Genomic DNA, 20,909 nt, shown 5'->3' with positions numbered 1-20,909 from the left:
GCGGTAAGGCGACGTGGTGAACAACCTAGGTCCGGGCGACCCCCTCCAGATCGGCCGATACCGGCTGCTCGGCCAGCTGGGCCGCGGTGGCATGGGCACCGTGTACCTCGGCCAGGACGAGACCGGGCAGCGGGTCGCCGTCAAGGTGATCAACCACGAGTACAGCCAGCACGACCAGTTCCGCGTGCGCTTCCGCCGCGAGGCCGAGGCGGCGGGCCGGATGCGCCGCTTCTGCACGGCGGCCGTCCTGGACGCCGCCCTCGACGGCGACCAGCTCTACGTCGTCACCGAGTACGTCGAGGGGCCGAACCTGTACGATGCCGTGCGGTCTTCAGGGCCGCTGCGCGGCTCCAGCCTGGACGCGCTGGCCGTCGGCGTCGCCACCGCCCTGACGGCCATCCACAGCGCGGGCGTCGTCCACCGCGACCTCAAGCCGTCCAACGTGCTGCTCTCGCCGGTCGGCCCGCGCGTCATCGACTTCGGCATCGCCAGGGCCATGGACACGCTGAGCGGGATCACCGGCACCGGGCAGCTCATGGGCACGCCCCGGTACATGGCCCCGGAGGTGCTGCGCGGCGCTCCCGCCTCGCCGGCCTGCGACGTGTTCTCGTGGGGCTGCCTGGTCGCCTTCGCCGCCAGCGGCCGCACGCCGTTCGGCGGGGAGTCCCTTCCCTCGATCGTGTACCAGGTGCTCAACAACGAGCCCTCGCTGGAGGGCATGGAGGCGGCGCTGCGCGAGCTGGTGGCGGCCACGCTGGACAAGGACCCGGCGCGGCGGCCCACCTCGCAGCAGATCCTCGACCACATGGTCGGCCGCACCACCCCCGAACGCGCCCAGCACGCGGTCGTCCAGACCTGGCAGGCGGAGCGGCCGGAGGCGGGGCACCCGGAGGCGGCGCGTCCCGGTCAGAGCACGGTGTACCCCGGTCAAAGCATGGCGTCCCCCGGTCAGACGCCCGCCCACCCGGCCCCGTTCTCCACCTTCGCGGGGCCGCCGCCCACCGCCCCGCTCACGGGCGGGCAGACCACGGCCGCCTGGCAGCCACCCGGCCAGGCGCCCACCGTCGCGGGGCAGCCCTCCACCATCTCAGGGCAACCCTCCACCATCGAAGGACGACCGCCGACCGTCGCCGGGCACCCTCCCACCGTCGCGGGCGGGACCGCCGGGCCGGGAACCGGCCGGCCGGGGGCCGGCGGGGCTGGGGCCGGCGGGGCTGGGGGCGGCGGGGCGAACCGGCGTACGCGGCTGATCGGGCTCGCCGTCGCCGGCGTCGTCGTGCTCGCCGCGGGCGGGCTCGGCCTGCGCGCCTGGCTCACGCCGTCCGGGCCGCCCACCGAGCTGAGCTACCTCTACCGTGACGACTTCAACGACAGCGGCACCGGCTGGGGCGGCAGCGCGTACACCGGCCAGGAGTACAACACCTACGGCTACGCCTCCGGTGGGTACTACGCCATCGACGTGACCGACGAGCGCGCCGAGCGCATCGAGACGGCCCCACTGCCGTTCGTCCCCAAGCAGCCCGCCACGCCCGATCCGTCCGCGACCCCGACCCCGACGACGCCCGAGCAGTTGCTGATCACCGTGACGACGGGCGTCCGCGAGTCCAAGGGGCCCGGCGAGTACGGGCTGTTCTGCCGGGCCGACCAGGAGTCGCGGCGCAGCAGGTACGAGTTCCTGCTCACCGCGCAGGGCGAGGCCCGCATCCGCCGGGTCACCAAGGGCACCGGCGGCAACCTCACCACGCCGGTCAAGGTGGGAGATCTGTCCAAGGGCGCCACCCTGCAGGCCGAATGCGCCGCCACCGGCGAGGGGGTGCGGCTGCGGATGTGGGTGAACGGCGAGGCGGTGCAGTCCTACGTCGACGACTCCGGCGCGCCCGCGAGCCTGCCGAACGGCGACGTCGGCTTCCTGGCCCGCGTGCCGGACAAGGCCGGCGCGACGCTGAAGACCTCCTTCGACGACTTCGTCGTCCAGGGCCCCTCCCCCAGCGCCTCCGGCCACGGCTGACCGCACCACGCGAAGTCCGGACGGCGCGAGACCCTGGCCCGCTGTCACGAACGTTCGCCGGGACGGGAGGGTCAGGTGGTCGCCGGGTGTGAGCCGACCGGGACGGGGGCGGGCGCGGGGGCGCGGTTGAGTGCGGCGGCGCGGGCGATCTCTTCGGCGATGACCTCCCGCGTGGGCCAGGTGGTCACCGCGACCGCCATCAGGACCAGGCCGCACAGCGCCCAGGCGCCGACCACGACGGGCACGGGGAACCGTTCGGCGAACGCGCCGGCGGCGAGCACGGCCACCGCGTGGGTGAGCTGGATGCCGCCCAGCATAATCCCGAAGGCGCGGGCGCGGTAGGCGTCGGGCAGCATCTGGACGAACAGCCCGTTCAGCGGGACCAGTACCGTGTTGACGGCGGCGGCCGCCAGGAGCACCAGCGTGAGCACCACCGGGAACGGCGGCGCGGCCAGGACGCCCACCAGCAGCAGCGGCCCGGCGAGCAGGAGCGGCTTGAGCAGCCGCAGCCGCCGCTCGGGACCGGTCATGCGGGTCACCAGCGCCCCGATGACGGCGCCGACCGGCAGCGCGGCCATCAGCAGGCCGGTGATCTGCGAGCCGCCCCCATAAGTGGGCGCCCACGCCGCGGCGAGCCCTTCGGGGACGATGGTGATGCCCACCACGCTGAACACCACCACGGCGGTGGGCCGCATGACCCGGTGCCCGAACACCAGGCTCAGGCCGTCGCCGGTCTCCCGCAGCAGCGAGCGCCGCGCGAGGTGCGTCACGGGGAGCGGCCGGGGACGCACGCCCCGCCAGAGCAGCAGCGTCGACAGGGCGAACGTCGCGGCGTTGATCAGCAGCGCGGCGTGCGGGTCGATGGCCGTGACCGCGCCGCCGACCGCGTACCCGGCGACCTGCGCGGCCTGGCCGGCCATGTTCTGGAAGGACAGCCCGACGACGTACCGGTCGCCGGTGAGCAGTTGCGCCACCATGGCCGACCGGGCCGCCTGGAACGGCGGGGTGAGCAGCGAGGCGCCGAGCAGCAGCAGGAGCAGCCCGGGCATCGGCATCCCCGGCAGGGCCATCATCCCGACCAGCGCCATCCGGGCGACGTCACAGATGATCATGACCCGGCGGTACGGGTAGCGCTCGGCCAGCGCCGCGAGCACCGGCCCGCCGGCCACCCAGGGGAGGTAGCTGATGGCGAAGCCGATGGCCGACAGCAGCACCGAGCCGGTGTCGGCGAAGACCAGGAAGGTCACGGCCACCTTGGCGAAATAGTCCCCCACCCAGGACAGGACGGCGGCGCCGAACAGCGCGCGGTACTCCGCCACCCCGAACACGTCCCGGAACGTCGCCGGCCGGTCGCCCGCGTCGGCGTCCGCGTCGACACCCGCCTCCCCGGTGACCGGTTCCCGATGTTCTCCGGCCTCGATCTCTCCACGCTTCTCGCTCACCGGCGTCCGTCCTCGTGTCAAGGGTCGCAGGTGGCGTGGTCCAGCGTGGGAGCCCGCGTCACGCCCGTCGGGTCGGCATAGCCCCCCACGACGCCATGTCGCATTTCTCCCTCTTCGACATGGCAAGGCTACAAAAAGTCATGATTACAGAACGAGGAGAGGTCTGTGGGACATTCTGCCGTGGATCCCTGGAATACCGTGGGGTCACCCCTAGCCACCCCTATTGCCTCTTGGGCGATATCTCCCCCTGAATCCCGTTCAAGGGCTTATGAGGGGTAATCGATGCTGTTGACACAATACGTTCCGCTTCCGTCACCAGCGCCGCCAGCCGGGCGCCGTGCGCGCCCCGCCAGTACACCCGGGCGCACACCGCGCAGCGCGCGAAGGCGTCGTAGCTGCGCCGCGTGCCCGGGCGCAGCGCCGGCGCCACCCGCTCCTTCGGTACCACCTCCAGCCGTCCGTTGCAGGCCGTGCATCTCGTCCAGGGCGCCAGCGGCGGGGCGAACCGTTCGAGGACGTCGTGGAACTGCTCGCGCGGCCGGGCGCCACGCACATAGGCCCCGAGCCACAGGCTCCGGCGGCACAGCAGCCCGCGGTCCTGGGTGAGCAGCACCCGCCGCTCGGCGTTCGCCCAGGCGATAAGCGCGTCGTCGTCCCGGTCGTTGTCGTACGCGGCGTCCACCCCGACCACCCGCAGCCACCGCGCCGGCGTCCCCAGATGCACGTCCAGCAGGAACCGATGCTCCGGCACCGCCTGCGGCCGCCGAACCCCGAGCACGGACACCACGGCCCCCGCCACCGGCCGGAACGACGGCGCCACCCGCCGGCCGTCCACCTCCAGCCCGCCGACCTCGGTCAGCGGCACCCCGACCGACTCCACCACATGCCCCACCGATGACGTCCCGTCATAGGCGACGACGACGTCATCGGCGGCCACGGCCCCCGCCCGCCGGCGCCGTCCGGCGAGGAACACGCGGAGCCCGTCGTCGAGCCGGACCGCCAACTCCCCCACACCGTCCAGCATGCCAGGCGGGCCTCACGCCGAGCTTCTCACCACCAGCTCCGCCGGGAGGATGACCGAGGAGACCGGGCCGCCGTCGAGGTGGCGGAGGAGGAGGCGGACGGCGGCGCGGGCCTGGTCGGCCGGGGAGGTGCGGACGGTGGTGAGCGGCGGGACGGTGTAGGCGGCGGCCTCGGCGTCGTCGAAGCCGACGACCGCGACGTCCTCGGGCACGCGGCGGCCCGCCTCGCGCAGGACGCTCAGCGCGCCGACCGCCATCAGGTCGCCGGCCGCGAAGACCGCGTCCAGGCCGGGATCGTCCTGGAGCAGCTCGCTCATGGCCCTGGCCCCCGACGAGCGGCTGTAGTCGCCCATGGCGACCATCGACCGGCGCCCGGCGTCGCGCAGGCCGTCGCGGTAGGCGGCCAGGCGGTCCTGCGCGGCGGTGCCCTCCAGCGGGCCGCAGATCATCGCGATCCGGCTGCGCCCCTGGGCGAGCAGGTGGGTCACCGCCGCCCTGGCGCCGCCGGCGTCGTCGGCCGCGACGTAGGGCACGGTGATCGGGGCCGAGGGCCGGCCCAGCGAGACGATGGGGACGCCCGTGCGCACGAGCGTGCTCAGCAGCGGGTCGGCGCCCGCCGTCGAGACGAAGACCACCCCGTCCAGGTGGCCGGCCCCGACGTGCTGCTCGACGCGCTGCCGGCTGCCCACCGAACCGCCCAGCATCAGCGTGACCTGCTTGCCCGACGTCTCCAGGGAGTGGGCCGCCGCCCGGACGACGGCCGCGAACAGCGGGTCGTCGGCCCCGTCGGGCGAGCCCGGCACCACCAGGCCGATGGTGTCGGTGCGCTGGGTCACCAGGCTGCGCGCCGCGGAGTTCGGCACGTACCCGAGCTCGTCCACGGCGTTCATGACGGTCTGGCGGAACTCCGGGCTGACCGTGGCCTGCCCGTTGATCACCCGCGAGACCGTGGAGCGCGACACGCCCGCCCGCGCGGCGACCTCCTCCAGCGTGGGACGCCTGGCGCGCTCCCTCCACAGCCCGTTGCGCCGGATCACCTCGCGGTACCACAGGCCGCTGTCCTTGAGCAGCCTGCGCTGGCTGTCGAAGTCGACGTGCACGATGCCGAACCGCTTGTTGTACCCCTCGGCCCACTCGAAGTTGTCCAGCAGCGACCAGACCAGGTAGCCCCGCAGGTCGGCCCCCGCCTCGATGGCGGCGTGCGCCGCGCGCAGGTGGCTTTCCAGGAACGCGGTGCGGTCGGCGTCGTGCACCCGCTCGCCGCTCACCGCGTCGTCGAAGGCGGCGCCGTTCTCGGTCACCAGCAGCCCGACGCCGGGGTAGTCACGCGTGAGCCGCAGCAGCAGCTGGGACAGGCCCGTCGGCACGATCGGCCAGCCGGTGGCCGTCGTCGGGGCGTAGGCGCCGGTGAACTCGATGTCCTCGGTGCCGGGGTAGGCGGGGTTGGCCGGCTCACCCGGCCCGGACCGCACGACGCACGGGGTGTAGTAGTTGACGCCCAGGAGGTCGACCGGCCGGCCGATGGCCGCCAGGTCGCCGTCGTGGATGTGGCCGAGCCCGGCGACGCGCTCGATGATCGGCAGCACCCGCTCGGGGTAGCGCCCGCGCAGCACCGGGTCGAGGAACTGCCGGTTGATCAGCGCGTCCACCCGGTCGACCGCCTCGGCGTCCTCGGGCGACAGCTCCATCGAAGGATCGTTCACCTGGCCGGGGGTCAGCACGGGCGCCAGGTTGACGGGCAGCGTGATCTCCTTCGCGCCGCCGCCGCGCAGCACCTGCACGCCGAGCCCGTGCGCGAGCAGCATGTGGTGGGAGGCGCGGAAGGCGTCGGCCCAGGATGTGCGGCCGGGCGCGTGGACGCCGATGCCGTACCCGAGCACGGCCGCCACCCACGGCTCGTTGACGGTCATCCAGGTGCGCACCCGGTCGCCGAGCCGGTCCTGGACGATCTTGGCGTAGTCGGCGAACCGGTACGCCGTGTCACGGTCGGTCCAGCCGCCGCGGTCCTCCAGCGCCTGCGGCAGGTCCCAGTGGTAGAGCGCCACGTACGGCGTGACGCCGGCCTCCAGCAGGTCGTCCACCAGCCGCTCGTAGAAGTCCAGTCCGGCGGCGTTGACCGCGCCGCGCCCGTCGGGCTGCACGCGCGACCAGGACACCGAGAACCGGTAGACGTCCAGGCCGAGCCGGTCCATCAGGCGGATGTCGTCGGCGTGGCGGTGGTAGTGGTCGCAGGCGGTGTCACCGGTGTGGCCGCCGGCGATCGCGCCCGGCCTGCGGCAGAAGGTGTCCCAGATCGACGGCCCCCGGCCGTCCTCCCGCGCCGCGCCCTCCACCTGGTAGGCCGCCGTCGCGGCCCCCCAGACGAACCCGTCGGGGAAAGCGAGCGTCTGCCCGCGGGTGGCGGTGCTTGTCACGGACATCCTCTGGAAGCTCCCGTCCTGCCGTGCCTTCTGGGCCCTCGACGCGCCACCCGAACCAGGTGGAACGCGACACAGCCATTCTGGCCGTCCAGCCCTTCCCGCGCACCTCGCCATCGACGCCGATGTGAGCCGGAGGGAAGAGACTGGAGGGGGAACAACCGGGCGGCCACGGGTGGTTGGCCATCGCGAGGCACGGCCTCACGCCCCGCCGCTCGCAGCAGCACGATCGCGAAGGAGTTCAGCGCCATGCATGCCATCGTCGTCGCCGATCCAGGAGATTCTTCCGCGCTCGTCCCCACCGAGGTGCCCGACCCCGAGCCCGGCCCCGGCGAGGTGCTCGTGGACGTCGCCGCGAGCGGCGTGAACTTCATCGACGTCTACCACCGCGAGGGGCGCTACCCGCTCCCCACGCCCTTCGTCCCCGGCTCGGAGGGCGCGGGCACCGTCGCGGCCCTCGGCCCCGGCGTGGCCGGCGTCGCCGTGGGCGACCGGGTCGGCTGGCAGGGTGTGCTCGGCGGGTACGCCCAGAAGGCCGTGATCCCCGCCGACAGGGCCATCCCGCTGCCCGAGGGCATCGACCCCGAGCAGGCGGCGGCCGTGCTCCTGCAGGGCCTCACCGCCCACTACCTGGCCACCTCGACCTACGCCGTGCAGCCCGGCGACGACGTGCTCGTCCACGCGGCGGCGGGCGGTGTGGGGCTGCTGCTCACCCAGATCGTCAAGCTGCGCGGCGGCCGGGTGATCGCCACGGTGTCCACCGCCGAGAAGGAGAAGCTCGCGCGGGACGCCGGCGCCGACGAGGTGATCCGCTACGAGGGCTTCGCCGAGGCGGTGCGCGCCCTGACCGGCGGGCAGGGCGTCCACGTCGTGTACGACGGCGTCGGGGCGGCCACCTTCGACGACAGCCTCGCCTCGCTGCGCCCGCGCGGCGTGCTGGCCCTGTACGGCGCGGCCAGCGGCCCGGTGCCGCCGTTCGACCCGCAGCGGCTGAACTCGGGCGGCTCGCTGTACCTGACCCGGCCCACGCTGGCCCACTACGCGGCCACCCGCGAGGAGCTGCTCGCCCGCACCGGCGACGTGCTGGGCTGGGTGGCCTCCGGCGAGCTCAAGGTGCACATCGGCGGCCGGTATCCGCTGGCGGACGCCAAGCGCGCCCACGACGACCTCCAGGCCCGCCGCACCACCGGCAAACTCCTACTGATCCCCTGACCCGCCGCTCGTCCCTGGCCATCGGCTCCCTAACGGGGCCGATGGCCATGCGTGATGACCACATACGTTCTCACCGGGCGCGGCTTTCCACTCCGGCCATGTGCTGGAGATGATCGGCGCCGGGTCGGCGGGGCGTTGTGCGGCGATGCCGGCGCCGGCTACGGCGCCCGAGCCGGTGAACGTTCGTGGCCAGCGTAGAGCGGTCCCCACAGATCAAAGCGGTCCGCTCCCGGGAAACGCCAGCATGGTCAGCCGGAGCCGGTGGCGAGGCCGAAGATCCAGATCCCCAGGTAGACGCCGCCCGTGATCGCGATCATGTGCAATGCGATGGCCCAGGCGCGCAGCGCCGTCTCGTTCCTCATCGCGTCCTCTCGTCTCAGTGCCGGTCGCCTCGGTGCCGGTCGCTTCAGTGGTGGCCGTTGAGCAGCCGCGCCTTGGCGGCGGCGTACTCAGCGTCGTCGAGCCGGCCGTCGGCGTGCAGCGCGGACAGCCGTTCGAGCCACCCGACCAGGTCGCCCGGGGCGGCGTCGGCCGGGGCGTTCTCCGGCGTCAGCTCGGCGAACCTCGAACCGTCCGCCCTGGCCGCGCCCGCGAGCCGCGCGGCGTCCTCGGGGGGCGCGTCGGAGGGCTGTGCGGCGTCCGCCGGCGGCGCGTCGGTGGAGCGCGGCGCCGAGCGCGCCGGACGGCGGTCCGGCGGCGCGTCCTGCGGCACGTCGCCGGGCGGGTAGTCGGCCTGCGGCCCGGCGGCGCGTCCCCGGCCGCGGCTCCGGTCGTCCTCCCCCGGCAGCACCACCGACCGCGTCCACCGCACGGTGCCCGGCAGCGTCCTGTCCGGCGGCGCGGACGGCGCGGGCGCCGTCCCCCAGAACACCGACCGCAGGGCGCTCCGGTTGAACAGTGCCAGCAGCGGCACGCCGCCCATCAGCACGAACACCACGCCACAGACGACGAACCCCCCATCGACGGAGGAGCCGGAAAAGGCGCTTTCCAGGAAGGCGTAGCCGAGGCTGAGGAACAGGGCGGGCCATGCCAGCATCGTCAGCTTGGGCCCCACCGGCAGCCCGCTGAAGGCGTAGACGAACATGCCCGCGATGCCGGCGAAGATGGAGGCCGGGACGAGCCAGGCGACGCCGTCCGGGCAGGGCGTGCCCACGACGTACGGCCCGCCCGACCCGCAGCTCCCGCCGATGCTCATGACCGCGCGGGACCCCAGGAACAGGACGGTCATGCCGCACGCGAGGCCGCCCAGCCCCACCAGGATGCCGATCGACCGGCGGACGAGCTGAAGGGGGGTGATCACGCTCCGTATGGTAGGGCAGAGTCCCCGTACCAGGACAGAACCCCGTTCTTTCCGTTCTAGACCACAAAGCCGCTGGACCAGCCCGGTTGAAGAGGTGAGCCGGGTGGGACGCAGAACCGCCCCGGTTCAGACGTGGACTGAGCGGAGGACCGGCCTGGTTAAGACGGTGGGCTGAGCGGAGGACCTGCCCGGTTAAGACGGTGGGCGAGCGCAGGCCCGGGCCCGGTTCAGGAGGTGGGGCCGGGTGGCCAGCCGAGCAGGCGGGCGCCGAGCACCGCGGTCTCCAGGGTGAAGCGCTGCGTCGGATCGTCCGGCGAGAAGCCCGTGAGCCGGCGGACGCGCTCCAGCCGGTAGGTCACCGCCCGGGTGCTGATGCCGAGCCTGCGCGCCGCGGCCGTCTGGTTGCCCTGCGCCGCGAACACCGCCTCCAGCGTCTCCAGCAGAGGCCCCGCGCCGCCGCGCGCGTTCACCAGCGGGTCCAGGACGGTGGACACCAGGTCCTCGATCGCGTCCCTGTCGCGTAACAGCACCGGGAAGACCAGCAGGTCGGACGCCTTGAGCACCTGCGGGCGCAGTCCCAGCCGCTCCCCCAGCCCGATGGCGTCGCCGGCCTCGCGAAAGGAGGTCACCACCCCGCCCGGGCCGCGGTGCGGGCGCCCGATGCCCACCCGCCACTCGCCCGCGAGCGAGCCGCGCACGTGGTGGGTGAACTCCCCGGTGGCCGCCGTCAACGTCCCGGGCGCCACGCAGACCAGCAGCCCGTCCCGGGCCGCGACCAGGATGTTGTGCGAACCGAACCGCGCGATGAGCGCCTGCTCGATGCGGCGGACGATCGGATCGCTTTCGCCGATCGGCTCGGCGTCCTTGGCCACCGCGACGACGTACGCCTCTGCGAACCGCAGCCCGAAGTGCTCGGCGCGCTCGGCCAGCCGGTCCGCCCGTCCCTGGAGCAGGTCGTCGATGAACTCCCGCCGCGCCTGCTCCTCCTGCCGCAGGGCACGAGACTGCGCTTCCTCATACCCCTCGAAATAGGCGCCGAGCGCGCGCCGCACCGCGCCGAGCACCGGCGCCTCGGCCGGTCGGGCGGTCAGCTCGGAGGTGAGCAGGCAGGCGTCGGCCAGGGAGCGCATCGGCACGCCGCGCTCGGCGGCGGCCGTCCCCAGCGCGCGCAGCGCCTCGACGGCGTCCCGGCCGGGCAGGCGGCCGGTGGCGCCGGCCGCGACGAGCACCGGAAGGCACCCTTCGAGCAGGTCGGAGGGCACCCCGGTGGCCTCGCTCACATGAGCGAGAACGTCCATCACACTCCTACGTCGCGCCGGTCGAACGACAGCACAGCGGTCAGGGCGAGCACGGCCGTCCCGGCGAGCAACACCAGGTAGTCCCCCACCGGCAGGCCGTTGGCCAGCGGGTTTCCCTCACTGTAGTAGTGGAACGGGGACACCCAGCTCAGCCATCTCATCACCTCGATGTCATGGGCCAGCACAGTGACCACGTAGCCGGCGACCGCGTACACGCCCGCCACCGCCAGGGCCGTCCCCTTGCGGCCGGTGGCCGCCCCCACGGCCAGCGCCAGCGTCCCGTAGAACAGCACCAGCAGGTACAGGCCGAGGTGCGCGGCCAGAAGCCTGCCGAAGGGGACGCCGAGGTCCACCACGCCCCCGAGCACGACCAGCACGGCCAGCGACACCGCGGCGACGGCGAGCAGCCCGGCCGCCAGGGCCGCCAGCCGCTCCAGCACCAGCCGCCTTCGGTCCACCGGCAGCGTGAGCGTCAGCTCGAGCGTCCCGGACTCCTCGGGCGCCGCGATCGCCTTGTTGCCCAGGACCACGGCGCACATGATGAAGAGCAGCGGGATGAAGAGCTGGTAGATGACCGCCTGCAGGAACCCGGCGCCGGAGGTGAAGTTCTCCAGGCCGCCCATGAGCTTGCGGACGCTCTCGGGGTACTTGGCCATGGCGATCTGGCTGTAGAGGTCGGGGTTCGCCCGCATCTGCGGGTAGAACGAGGTGTACATGCCGATGAACGCGCAGATGCCGATCGTCCACCCGATGAGCGCGCGGCGGTACTCCCGCAGGGCCTTACGCACCAACGTGGGCATGGTGCACGTCCTCGCTGTAGTAGGTGAGGAAGATCTCCTCCAGATCCGGCTCGGCCGAGACCAGATGGACGACGGTGAAGCGCGCCGCCGCCTTGATCAGCGCGTCGGGACGGCCGTCGATCGTGCACTGCAGGCTCGCGCCCTGGATCTTCAGGTCGCGCACGCCCGGCAGGTCGCGGAACGCCTCCTCGGGGACCGGCGCGTCGAAGTGCAACTCCACCTTGCGCACCGCCTTCTCCCGCAGCGCCGCGATGTCCTCCACCGCGACCAGCCGCCCGCGCCGGACGATGCCCACCCGGTCCGACACGTGCTCCACCTCGGCAAGGACGTGCGACGACATCAGCACCGTGCGCCCCGCCGTGCGGACCTCCCGCACCATCGCCAGGAACTCCTGCTGCACCAGCGGATCGAGCCCGCTCGTCGGCTCGTCCAGAATCAGGAACTCCGGTTCGTGCATGAACGCCTGGATCAGGCCGACTTTCTGCTTGTTGCCCTTGGACAACTGCCCCATCCTGACCGACAGGTCGGCCTCCAGCCGCTCGGCCAGCGTCTCGATCTTCCCCTTGGCGACGCCGCCCCGCACGCTCGCGAGGAACTCCAGGTACTCGCGGGCCTTCTCCCGGCCCTCCAGGGCCAGCTCGCCGGGCAGGTAGCCGATGCGCCCGCGGACCGCCGCGTCGCGCGGGTCGGCGCCGAGCACCCGCACGACGCCGCGCGTCGGCCGGATCACGTCCAGGAGCAGCCTGATCGTCGTCGTCTTCCCCGCGCCGTTCGGCCCGAGATACCCGAACACCTCGCCGGGACGGATCTCCAGACTGAGATCCTCAAGCCCCCGGCGCCTCCCGTAGAACTTCGTCAGCCCTTCGGCCTCCACCACTGCTGTCATGCCCGAATCTTGATCCCTGCCCGGACACCCACAACAGCCCCACCCCCGGACACTTACACCCCCCTTCCTTTCCACACCCCGGCAACCACGCCCCCCGCCCGGTGTGGCCGTCTCCGCCCCTCCCACTCGGACTGCCCGCCCCCCCGCCCCTCCCACCCGACCTGGCCGCTCCCGCCCCTCCCACCCGACCAGGCCGCATCTGAATGGCGCCGGGTCGGCGGGGCGGTGTACGGCGAAGGCGGCGCCGCCGTACGGCGGGTCAGCTGGTCAGGTGCACACGGATGGCGCAGGAGACTTCTCCCTACCAATGCCACTCTTTCTGAACGGCGGGCGCTCGGCTGCCCACCCGGTACGGCTTTTCCCGAACGGCGCCCCGCCCAGACCGGCCGCTCCCGAACGGCGCAAGCTCAACCCCCCGCCCCGTCTGGCTGCTTCTGAACGGCGCAAGCTCACCCCCACCCCGCATGGCTCCTTCTGCACGGCGCCGGGTCGGCGGGACGGTGTACGGCGAAGGCGGCGCCGCCGTGCGGCGGGCTAGCTGGTCAGCGGGTCTCCCCGGTGGCGCAGGCGGTGGTGCCGCCGGGGAGGCGGTGGCGGTAGCGGGCGATGAGGCGGTAGACCCCCTCGGCGGCCCAGCTCACCGGGGGCGCCAGCATCACCACGCCGGCCGCTCGCAGGACGGCCCGCGGCTGGAGCGCGAGCAGCACCGCGACGGCCCGTGCCCCCTCGGCGCGCAGCCCGTGCGGGCCGAGGAGCTGCACCGACCGGGTCACCTCGTCGAGGGTCAGCCCGTGCTCGGCCAGGTCGAGCTCCTGCCAGGGACGCGTCTCGGGCATGAAGGAAAGGTGTTCGCGGCCGAAGTCCACGCACCGCCGGCAGAAGCCGCAGTCGCCGTCGTACACCAGCATCCGTCGATTCTCGCACGCGCTCTCAACACGTCATCGTGCCCCCTGCGGCGCCACGGCCCCTACGGCGACACGAAGGTGTTGGCAGCCGGACTACGGTGCTCCCGGCGGCAGTACGGGAAGACCTGTGGGTGCGCCCTCCTCCAGGAGGCGGAGCAGAGCGTCGGTGTCCACGTACCGCTCGATCAGGTCGCCGAGCGCGTCGAGCTGGCGTTCCCTCAGGGCCGCGAACGAGACGCCGGACGCGGGCACGAAGCGCCGGCCCGCCGCCGCGGCCACCTCCGCGAGGAACGCGCGGCGGAACCCGTCGTTCTCCAGCGCCCCGTGCCAGGTCGTCCCCCACACCGCCCCGGCCCGGCACCCGTCCAGAAACGGCTCCACCTGGTCGAACGGCGTGACGCGGCCATCGGCGGACGGCCCTGCCGTATCTGCTCCAGTGTCGCGCCAGGCGACGGTCACGGTCCCGTGGTGGATCTCGTAGGCGGCGACCCGGCAGCCGTACGCCTCCCCGACCGGCCGTGCCAGGGTCTTCTCGGCGGCGAACTCGACGGAGGCGGGCAGCAGCCCCAGTCCTTCGACGAGCCCGGCCCCCGACTCCACCTCGTCCCGGATCGAGCGGGCGAGCATCTGGTACCCGCCGCAGATGCCGAGGATCGGCCCGCGCCTGGCCATGAGCGCGGCGGCGAGACCGGTGCGGCGCAGCCAGTCCAGGTCGGCGACCGTGGCCCGCGAGCCCGGCAGGACGACGAGATCGGCCTCCCGGAGCTCCCCCACCTCGGCGCCGGAGGTGACGAACCGCACCACGACGCCGGGTTCGGCGGCGAGTGCGTCCACATCGGTGAAGTTGGAGATCCGGGGATACCGGACCACGGCCACCCGCAGGACGTCCCCGTCCGCCGGACCCGCCACCGCCGGCCGGGACCGGCCGTCCAGGGCGAGGGAATCCTCCAGGTCCATCCACAGCCCGTCGAGCCAGGGCAGCACCCCGTACACCGGCCGTCCGGTCATCGCTCGCAGCATGTCCAGCCCGGGTTCGAGCAGTTCCCTGGCCCCCCGGAACTTGTTGATCAGAAAACCGCTGATGAGCGCCTGATCGCCGGCGTCCAGCAGAGCCAGCGTGCCGTACAGGGCGGCGAACACCCCGCCACGGTCGATGTCCCCAACGATGACCACCGGAATGTCCGCCGCCCGGGCCAGGCCCATGTTGGCGATGTCCCCCCGGCGCAGGTTGATCTCGGCGGGACTCCCCGCGCCTTCGCAGACCACGACGTCATACGCGGCGCGCAGCCGCTGATAGGACTCCAGCGCGACCTGCCTGAGACGGTCCTTGTAGGCGCCGTACTCCATCGCGTCGACGTCGGCGAGCGGCCTGCCGAGGACCACCACCTGGCTGCGCCGGTCGCTGCCCGGCTTGAGCAGGATCGGGTTCATGTCGGCCGTCGGCTCCACCCCGGCCGCCTGCGCCTGGGCGACCTGCGCGCGCCCGATCTCGGCGCCGTCCGCGGTCACGAACGAGTTGAGCGACATGTTCTGCGCCTTGAACGGCGCCACGCGCACGCCCCGGCGGGCCAGCCACCGGCAGATGCCCGCCGTGACGACGCTCTTGCCCGCGTCCGACGTCGTCCCCGCGACCAGCAACGTCCCTTTTGGCACGGACCAAGGATGCCAGGGCCGATCACGACACCGAGACCCGCGGTGCCGCGCGATTAATCGAGTGGCCCTCACCTGGGCCTCTGCACTTTGATGGTGTTCATCACCGGCGGCTCCGACGGCTCCATCACCGTCCATCGAGACCGGTCCTATGCGTGCGATGGCCATGCGATGGAAACGCTCCAAGGAGGCGAGGCGGAATGACGATCGTCCCGGCGGCGGGTGTGCGACGTCCCTGGCAGGACGTGCCGGACGAGCTGCGCGACGCCATCGAGTCCCACATGGGGGCGAAGGTGACGCGGGCCGTGACGCAGAGCGGCGGGTTCTCCCCCGGCGTGGCCGCGAGACTGCTCTTTCAGGACGGCAGCCGCGCCTTCGTCAAGGCCGTAAGTCCGACGCCCAACCCGCACAGTCCGGACATCCACCGGTCGGAAGCCCGCGTCGCCGCGCTGCTTCCCCCGCAGGTTCCGGCGCCGCGGCTGCTCGCCTCCTTCGACCTCGACGGGTGGGTGGCGCTGCTCTTCCAGGACATCGACGGCCGCCAGCCCGCCCAGCCGTGGCGGGCGGACGAACTGACGCGGGTCCTGGACACGCTGGACGAAATGGCCGCGCGGCTGACGCCGTCCCCGATCGCCGTCCCGTCCGCCTATGAGCGGCTCACCGGCATGTTCGAGAACTGGCGCACCGTGGCCGCCGCCCGCGACGCGGGCGAGGACGATCTCGCCGACCTGGGCCCCTGGGTGGTGGCGCACCTGGACGACCTCGCGGAGCTGGAGAGCCGATGGCCTGCGGCGACCGAGGGCGACAGCCTCGTCCACGGTGACATCCGGGCCGACAACCTGCTGCTGACCGATGACGAGGTCTTCGTCGTCGACTGGCCGCACGCGTTCCTCGGTCCGCGATGGTTCGACGTGGTCGCGATGCTGCCAAGCGTGCGGATGCAGGGCGGGCCGCCGCCTGAGGAGGTGATCGCCGGGCATCGCGTGGCCCGCGAGGCCGACCCCGCCGCGCTGACCGCCTTCCTCGCCGCGTTCGCCGGCTACTTCGCCTGCCAGTCGCGCCTGCCCGCCCCACCCGGCCTGCCGACCCTTCGCGCCTTCCAACATGCCCAGGGCCAAGCCGCCTTGGACTGGCTGCGCACCCGCACCACCTGGCCCTGATACCACGACCAGGCACACCAAGACCTTCCCGTCCCCTGACTCCTACTCCGCGACGTGGGCCGCGCCACGGCCGATCACCTCGGGCGACGGCCAAGCCCGGGTTCATGCGCCTCGGCGGCGCCCCCGGTCCAGGGCCCAGGCGGTCGCGACGGCGAGCCCGGCCGCCGCCAGGTTGACCGCGCGTGCCAGCCGTACCGACCTGGCGATGTCGCCGACCCGCGGATCGCGGCCGTCCCCCATGACGGGCCGGTGCTCCACCCTGCCGGCGTACACGTTCCGGCCGCCGAGGCGCACGCCGAGCGCCCCGGCGAAGGCGGCCTCGCAGCGCCCGGAGTTCGGGCTCGGGTGCCGCCCGCCGTCCCTGCGCAGCACCGCCGCGGCCCGTCGCGGCGACCCGCCGACCAGCGGCGCCAGGACGCAGGCCAGCGCTCCGGTGATCCGTGCCGGGACGTAGTTGGCCACGTCGTCCAGGCGAGCGGCCGCCCAGCCGAACCGTTCGTAGCGCTCGGAACGGTGGCCCACCATCGCGTCGAGCGTGTTGATCGCCCGGTACGCCAGCAGCCCCGGCACCCCCGCCACGGCGCCCCACACCAGTGGCGCCACGACGGCGTCCGAGGTGTTCTCGGCGATCGACTCGACGGTCGCCCGCGCCAGCTCGTCGGCGGACAAGCCGGACGGATCGCGTCCGCACAGGTGCGGCAGCCGGTCCCGCGCGGCGGCGAGGTCGTCCGCCTCCAGGGCGCGCGCCATGTACGCCCCCTCCCTACCCAAGGTGGTCCCGCCGAGCACCGCCCACGTGGCCAGCGCGGTGAGCGCGGTGAGCCCCACGCCCGCCGCCGACATCCCCCGCGCACCGACCACTGCTGTCGGACCAGGCCTACCGTGCAGGCCGAGCATTCCTCGCGACACAGGCACGCCCTGCGGGCTGAGCACCCCATGTATGCCCGGCATGCTCTTGGTGCCGAGCACTCCGCGCGGGCCACGCATGCCTCGTGTGCCGTGCATTCCCGGCAATCCAGGGATGCTTCGCGCCCCCGGCTTCCCCGGCCTTCCTTGTATCGACCACTCGACGGCCGCACCCAGGGCCGTCATCGCGCCGACGCACACGGCCACGTGTCCCACGCCCCGCGCGCGGTCATCCCCGTACAGCCGGCGTTCCACGGCCGCCGCGCCCCGTCCGAACACCGCCACGGGGTGCAGGCCACTTCGCGGATCGGCGAACACGGCGTCCAGCGCGACCCCCAGCGCGATCCCCACGGCCCTGCCCCGCCACGGCGACGTCCTGGACGGCGCAGGGCGCGCGTCCCCCGTTGCACCTCGGCGGGCGACCGACATCACGAAAGACACAGAACACTCATTCGACGGAAGACCATTCGACAGACGCTCATTTTGACGGTCGGCTCACACCAGGTGAGCATGGACCTCATCCACGGCCAGGTGAGCATGGAGCTCGTCCACGGCCGGCTCACACCAGGTGAGCATGGAGCTCATCCCAGTTGGCGTCCAGCCAGGCCCCCGCCCTGCGGATGCGCTCCCCCGCGCCCTCGCGCCACATGCGGGCCCAGCCGCCACCGTCCCGCTCGGCGCGCGCCCGCATCGCGACGTACGAACGGCCGAACCGGAGCCTGCTGACCTCGAGCAACCGGCGCCGGTCGCGGGCCGAGAAGCCGTACGCGTCGCAGAACAGCCGCAGGCGCGGCCCCGCGTTCAGGCGCCGCTGCAGCGGGTCGCGGTCGACGGGGTCGGCGATGGGCGCCCAGTGGCGCAGCGCGGTCGCCACGTCGAACAGCCGGGTCGTCGGGCGTGCCATGTCGAAGTCGATCAGCGCCCACGGCCTTTGGTCGCGAAATATCACGTTCTCGGGGGTTATGTCGCAGTGCCCGACCAGCTCGGACGGCGCGTCGTCCAGTGCCCCGTCGACCCAGACCGCTCCTCGCGGAGGGACGAACCCCTCCACCGCGTCATGGAACCGGCGCACTAGCACCGCGAGCTGCACCAGTGCATCGTCGCTCACCACGTGCGCCCGCAGCGGGCGCGTCGCCGCCTCCCCGGGAACGTAGGAAAGGATCTCCCGCCCCCGCTCGTCGACCCCGTACACCCGCGGCACCCGGTCGAAGCCGGCGGCCTCCAGATGACGCAGCAGAGCGTGCACGGCCGGACTCGAGGCACGCATCGGCCGCCGCACGGTGTCGCCCACGCGCACGACCCCCTCCGTCACATCACCGCCGTACAGGGGGATCTCGGGAGCTGACGTGCCGACGAACATGGCGCACCAGCATAGTCCTCCCGTTACCCGCCAGATGACCTCTTCGTCCCAATTCTTCGCCGACCTCCCCGCCGCGGCCGGTACTCGTTATAACGGGGCCACCCGCGACACCACCGCTTCCGCTCGACGGCCGCAGACGCACAGAGACGGGCACGAGCCGTGGTAAGCAGTGCCGCACCTGTTCCGCAGGCACCCCGGTGAGCACGCCGAGGCGACATCGCATCGGCAGAAGGCCACCCTGGTGAGCAGGGAATCCAGCGGTGAGGGCGACAGGCCTTCCGAAGCCGGTCCCCCGGACGGAGCACCGCTCCAGGTTGTCTACGGTTACCCCATGCCCATCGCGCTGGCCTTCGCCGCCTTCGTCACCACCCTGCTGGGCGGGCTCGTCGCGCAGCGCGTCCGCGACCGGCGGCACATCGTGCTCGGCGCGGCCGCCGGCGTGATGCTCGGCGTGGTGGCCTTCGACCTCGTCCCGGAGAGCCTGGAACTGTCACCCCACCGGCTCCTCGGCGTCCCCGTCCCGGTGCTCGCGCTCGCGGCGGGCTTCCTCACCATCCACGTCGTCGAACGGTCGCTCGCCGTCCACGACGTCCAGGACGGTCACTACGCCAGCCACAGCCACCGGCACTCCGCCGTCGGCCTCGGCGCCGGGTCGGCGCTGGTCGTGCACAGCTTCATCGACGGCACGGCGATCGGCGCCGCCTTCCAGTCGAACGGGGAATTGGGCCTGGTGGTGGCGGTCGCCGTCATCGCGCACGACTTCACCGACGGCTTCAACACCTTCACCCTGACGACCCTGTACGGCAACGCCCGCCGCCGCGCCCTGATCCTGGTACTTCTGGACGCCATCGCCCCCGTGCTCGGCGCCGCGCTGACCTTCCTGGTCGCGATCCCCGAAGCCGTGCTCGCCGGCTACCTGGGTTTCTTCGCCGGCTTCCTGCTCTACCTGGCGACCTCCGACATCCTCCCCGAGGCCCACACCACCGACCACCCCACCCAGGCCACCCTTCTGGCCACGATCGCCGGCACCCTGTTCATGTGGCTGGTCATCGGCCTGGCCGCCCACCATTCATAGCGGCTTGTTCCCACGGGCCCGAGTGAATCCGTCCGGCACGCGGCCGTGCGACGATTCGGCCGAGAGGGTCAACCCCTCGATTGAAGGGTCGCGCCCGGCTCACCAGGCACGTGTCCCGTTGTCAGGGTCCTCCCCAGATCGCTCCGTCGCGTGCACAACCTGGCGAAACCTGTGCGAGTGAGACCAGCGAACGTGGTGTCGGCCCAAAGGTCTCACGGCGCTCTCGTCGAGGGACGTCTACGCAAGGACGAATGTACGAGCGTTGACGACTTGTCGCGACGGACTCCCTTCCACATCTGAGGACGTTCGGTGGCGTTGGTGGGAGTAAACACAATCACGTCCGCTCGGTCAAGGATCTGTCACTTGGCTCGACGGAGGCCGGGTACCGGACACGCATCCGCCGGGCGATTCCGGACGCCGTCGCCGCGCGACCAGCGGATACGTCGCGATGAAACCTCCAGCACCCGAGCGCAGGAGAACTTCGTGCCGAAACTTTCAACCCGGTGAGCACGCGCCACACGAGCGGACTACGCCTTTTCCCCTCACTCCGACCGAAAGTTTCAGCAAGGACTTGACACGTTTCAGAAGTATTTCCAGACTGAGCACCCAGGCCGCCCTTGTCAGTCGGTGGTGCGTGTCGCATGGGCCCTGGCCGCGACGTCCCGTGGTGTGCGTCTCCGTTGAAGACGCGACGTCGAGTCGGCGGATGATTCCGCATTCTCTCCGTTCCCTTATGCATTCTCTGGAGTCCACGCATGGGCATGAACGACTTGGTCCCACCCGGGCCCCGCCGCCGCTTCGGCGGCCTCCGCCAGGCGCTGATCGCCGGTGCTCTGGGCGCCCTCGGTCTGACCACCGTGCTGATCGCGCCGGGTACCGCCGGCGCGGCCGAGAGCACGCTGGGTGCGGCGGCGGCGCAGAGCGGGCGGTACTTCGGCACCGCGATCGCCTCGGGCAAGCTGGGCGACTCGCAGTACACCACCATCGCCAGCCGTGAGTTCAACATGGTGACGGCCGAGAACGAGATGAAGATCGACGCCACCGAGCCCAACCAGAACCAGTTCAACTTCAGCGCCGGTGACCGGGTCTACAACTGGGCCGTCCAGAACGGCAAGCGGGTGCGCGGCCACACCCTGGCCTGGCACAACCAGCAGCCCGGGTGGATGCAGTCCATGTCGGGCAGCAACCTGCGCAACGCGATGATCAACCACATCAACGGCGTGATGGGCCACTACAAGGGCAAGATCGCCTACTGGGACGTGGTCAACGAGGCGTTCGACGACGGCAACGGCGGCCGCCGCGACTCCAACCTCCAGCGCACCGGCAACGACTGGATCGAGGTCGCCTTCCGCACCGCGCGCGCCGCCGACCCCGCCGCCAAGCTCTGCTACAACGACTACAACATCGACAACTGGTCCTGGGCCAAGACCCAGGGCGTCTACAACATGGTCCGCGACTTCAAGTCCCG

16 protein-coding genes are annotated in these 20,909 nt (G+C 72.5%); 5 read left to right on the top strand and 11 right to left on the bottom strand.

Going from position 1 to position 20,909, the window contains the following annotated elements:
- Nucleotides 1-16 precede the first annotated feature (16 nt).
- Nucleotides 17-2,008 (top strand): protein kinase domain-containing protein, encoded by a 1,992-nt coding sequence (locus ACWEN6_RS28760; protein ID WP_452574543.1) that lies wholly within the window; start codon nt 17-19, stop codon nt 2,006-2,008.
- A gap of 71 nt (nt 2,009-2,079) precedes the next feature.
- On the opposite strand, the gene ACWEN6_RS28755 is transcribed toward ACWEN6_RS28760, so the two are convergent.
- The 3 genes from ACWEN6_RS28755 to ACWEN6_RS28745 all read right to left on the bottom strand — a co-directional run bounded on the left by ACWEN6_RS28755 (nt 2,080) and on the right by ACWEN6_RS28745 (nt 6,886).
- Entirely contained in the window at nt 2,080-3,450 is a 1,371-nt protein-coding gene (locus tag ACWEN6_RS28755; protein ID WP_452574541.1) for an MFS transporter, read from the bottom strand.
- Nucleotides 3,451-3,670: 220 nt separating this feature from the next.
- Complete coding sequence (locus ACWEN6_RS28750) at nt 3,671-4,453, bottom strand: Mut7-C RNAse domain-containing protein (protein WP_452574716.1); 783 nt, start codon at nt 4,451-4,453, stop codon at nt 3,671-3,673.
- Nucleotides 4,454-4,486: 33 nt separating this feature from the next.
- On the bottom strand, nt 4,487-6,886 hold the full coding sequence (locus tag ACWEN6_RS28745; RefSeq protein ID WP_452574539.1) for a GH1 family beta-glucosidase: 2,400 nt from the start codon (nt 6,884-6,886) through the stop codon (nt 4,487-4,489).
- 252 nt (nt 6,887-7,138) lie between these two features.
- Between ACWEN6_RS28745 and ACWEN6_RS28740 the strand changes: the two genes are divergently transcribed.
- Complete coding sequence (locus ACWEN6_RS28740) at nt 7,139-8,101, top strand: quinone oxidoreductase family protein (protein WP_452574537.1); 963 nt, start codon at nt 7,139-7,141, stop codon at nt 8,099-8,101.
- A 406-nt stretch (nt 8,102-8,507) separates the two neighbouring features.
- Here the strand turns inward: ACWEN6_RS28740 and ACWEN6_RS28735 are convergent, their stop codons facing one another.
- From ACWEN6_RS28735 to ACWEN6_RS28710, 6 genes are all read right to left on the bottom strand, one after another.
- The gene (locus tag ACWEN6_RS28735; RefSeq protein ID WP_452574535.1) at nt 8,508-9,401 is read right to left on the bottom strand and encodes a hypothetical protein; all 894 of its coding nucleotides are present in this window, start codon (nt 9,399-9,401) and stop codon (nt 8,508-8,510) included.
- Between the two features lie 227 nt (nt 9,402-9,628).
- Nucleotides 9,629-10,699 (bottom strand): PucR family transcriptional regulator, encoded by a 1,071-nt coding sequence (locus tag ACWEN6_RS28730; protein ID WP_452574533.1) that lies wholly within the window; start codon nt 10,697-10,699, stop codon nt 9,629-9,631.
- A complete protein-coding gene (locus ACWEN6_RS28725) occupies nt 10,699-11,499 on the bottom strand; it encodes an ABC transporter permease subunit (RefSeq protein ID WP_452574532.1) in 801 nt (266 codons plus the stop codon). The genes ACWEN6_RS28730 and ACWEN6_RS28725 overlap by 1 nt, the downstream gene beginning before the upstream one ends.
- Nucleotides 11,480-12,385, bottom strand: coding sequence for an ABC transporter ATP-binding protein (locus ACWEN6_RS28720; protein ID WP_452574530.1), 906 nt, complete (start codon nt 12,383-12,385; stop codon nt 11,480-11,482). Before ACWEN6_RS28720 ends, ACWEN6_RS28725 begins: the two co-directional genes overlap by 20 nt.
- A gap of 542 nt (nt 12,386-12,927) precedes the next feature.
- Nucleotides 12,928-13,293 (bottom strand): thiol-disulfide oxidoreductase DCC family protein, encoded by a 366-nt coding sequence (locus ACWEN6_RS28715; protein WP_452574528.1) that lies wholly within the window; start codon nt 13,291-13,293, stop codon nt 12,928-12,930.
- A 90-nt stretch (nt 13,294-13,383) separates the two neighbouring features.
- Complete coding sequence (locus ACWEN6_RS28710; protein ID WP_452574526.1) at nt 13,384-14,943, bottom strand: cobyric acid synthase; 1,560 nt, start codon at nt 14,941-14,943, stop codon at nt 13,384-13,386.
- A gap of 197 nt (nt 14,944-15,140) precedes the next feature.
- Between ACWEN6_RS28710 and ACWEN6_RS28705 the strand changes: the two genes are divergently transcribed.
- Nucleotides 15,141-16,100 carry an aminoglycoside phosphotransferase family protein gene (locus tag ACWEN6_RS28705; RefSeq protein ID WP_452574524.1) on the top strand — a complete coding sequence of 320 codons (960 nt, stop codon included), beginning with the start codon at nt 15,141-15,143 and terminating at the stop codon, nt 16,098-16,100.
- Between the two features lie 102 nt (nt 16,101-16,202).
- Here ACWEN6_RS28705 and ACWEN6_RS28700 read toward each other — a convergent pair whose 3' ends face one another.
- A complete protein-coding gene (locus tag ACWEN6_RS28700; RefSeq protein ID WP_452574714.1) occupies nt 16,203-17,435 on the bottom strand; it encodes a cobalamin biosynthesis protein in 1,233 nt (410 codons plus the stop codon).
- A gap of 130 nt (nt 17,436-17,565) precedes the next feature.
- On the bottom strand, nt 17,566-18,366 hold the full coding sequence (locus tag ACWEN6_RS28695; RefSeq protein ID WP_452574522.1) for a phosphotransferase enzyme family protein: 801 nt from the start codon (nt 18,364-18,366) through the stop codon (nt 17,566-17,568).
- A 331-nt stretch (nt 18,367-18,697) separates the two neighbouring features.
- On the opposite strand from ACWEN6_RS28695, the gene ACWEN6_RS28690 reads away from it, so the two are divergent.
- Both ACWEN6_RS28690 and ACWEN6_RS28685 read left to right on the top strand, forming a co-directional pair.
- Complete coding sequence (locus ACWEN6_RS28690) at nt 18,698-19,441, top strand: ZIP family metal transporter (protein WP_452574520.1); 744 nt, start codon at nt 18,698-18,700, stop codon at nt 19,439-19,441.
- Nucleotides 19,442-20,202: 761 nt separating this feature from the next.
- On the top strand, nt 20,203-20,909 hold a 707-nt coding region (locus tag ACWEN6_RS28685), incomplete at its 3' end, for an endo-1,4-beta-xylanase (RefSeq protein WP_452574518.1).

The organism is Sphaerisporangium sp. NPDC004334, assembly GCF_053602655.1.
The sequence above is the reverse complement of the archived record's forward strand: the minus strand, read 5'-3'. Positions and strand labels throughout refer to the sequence as shown.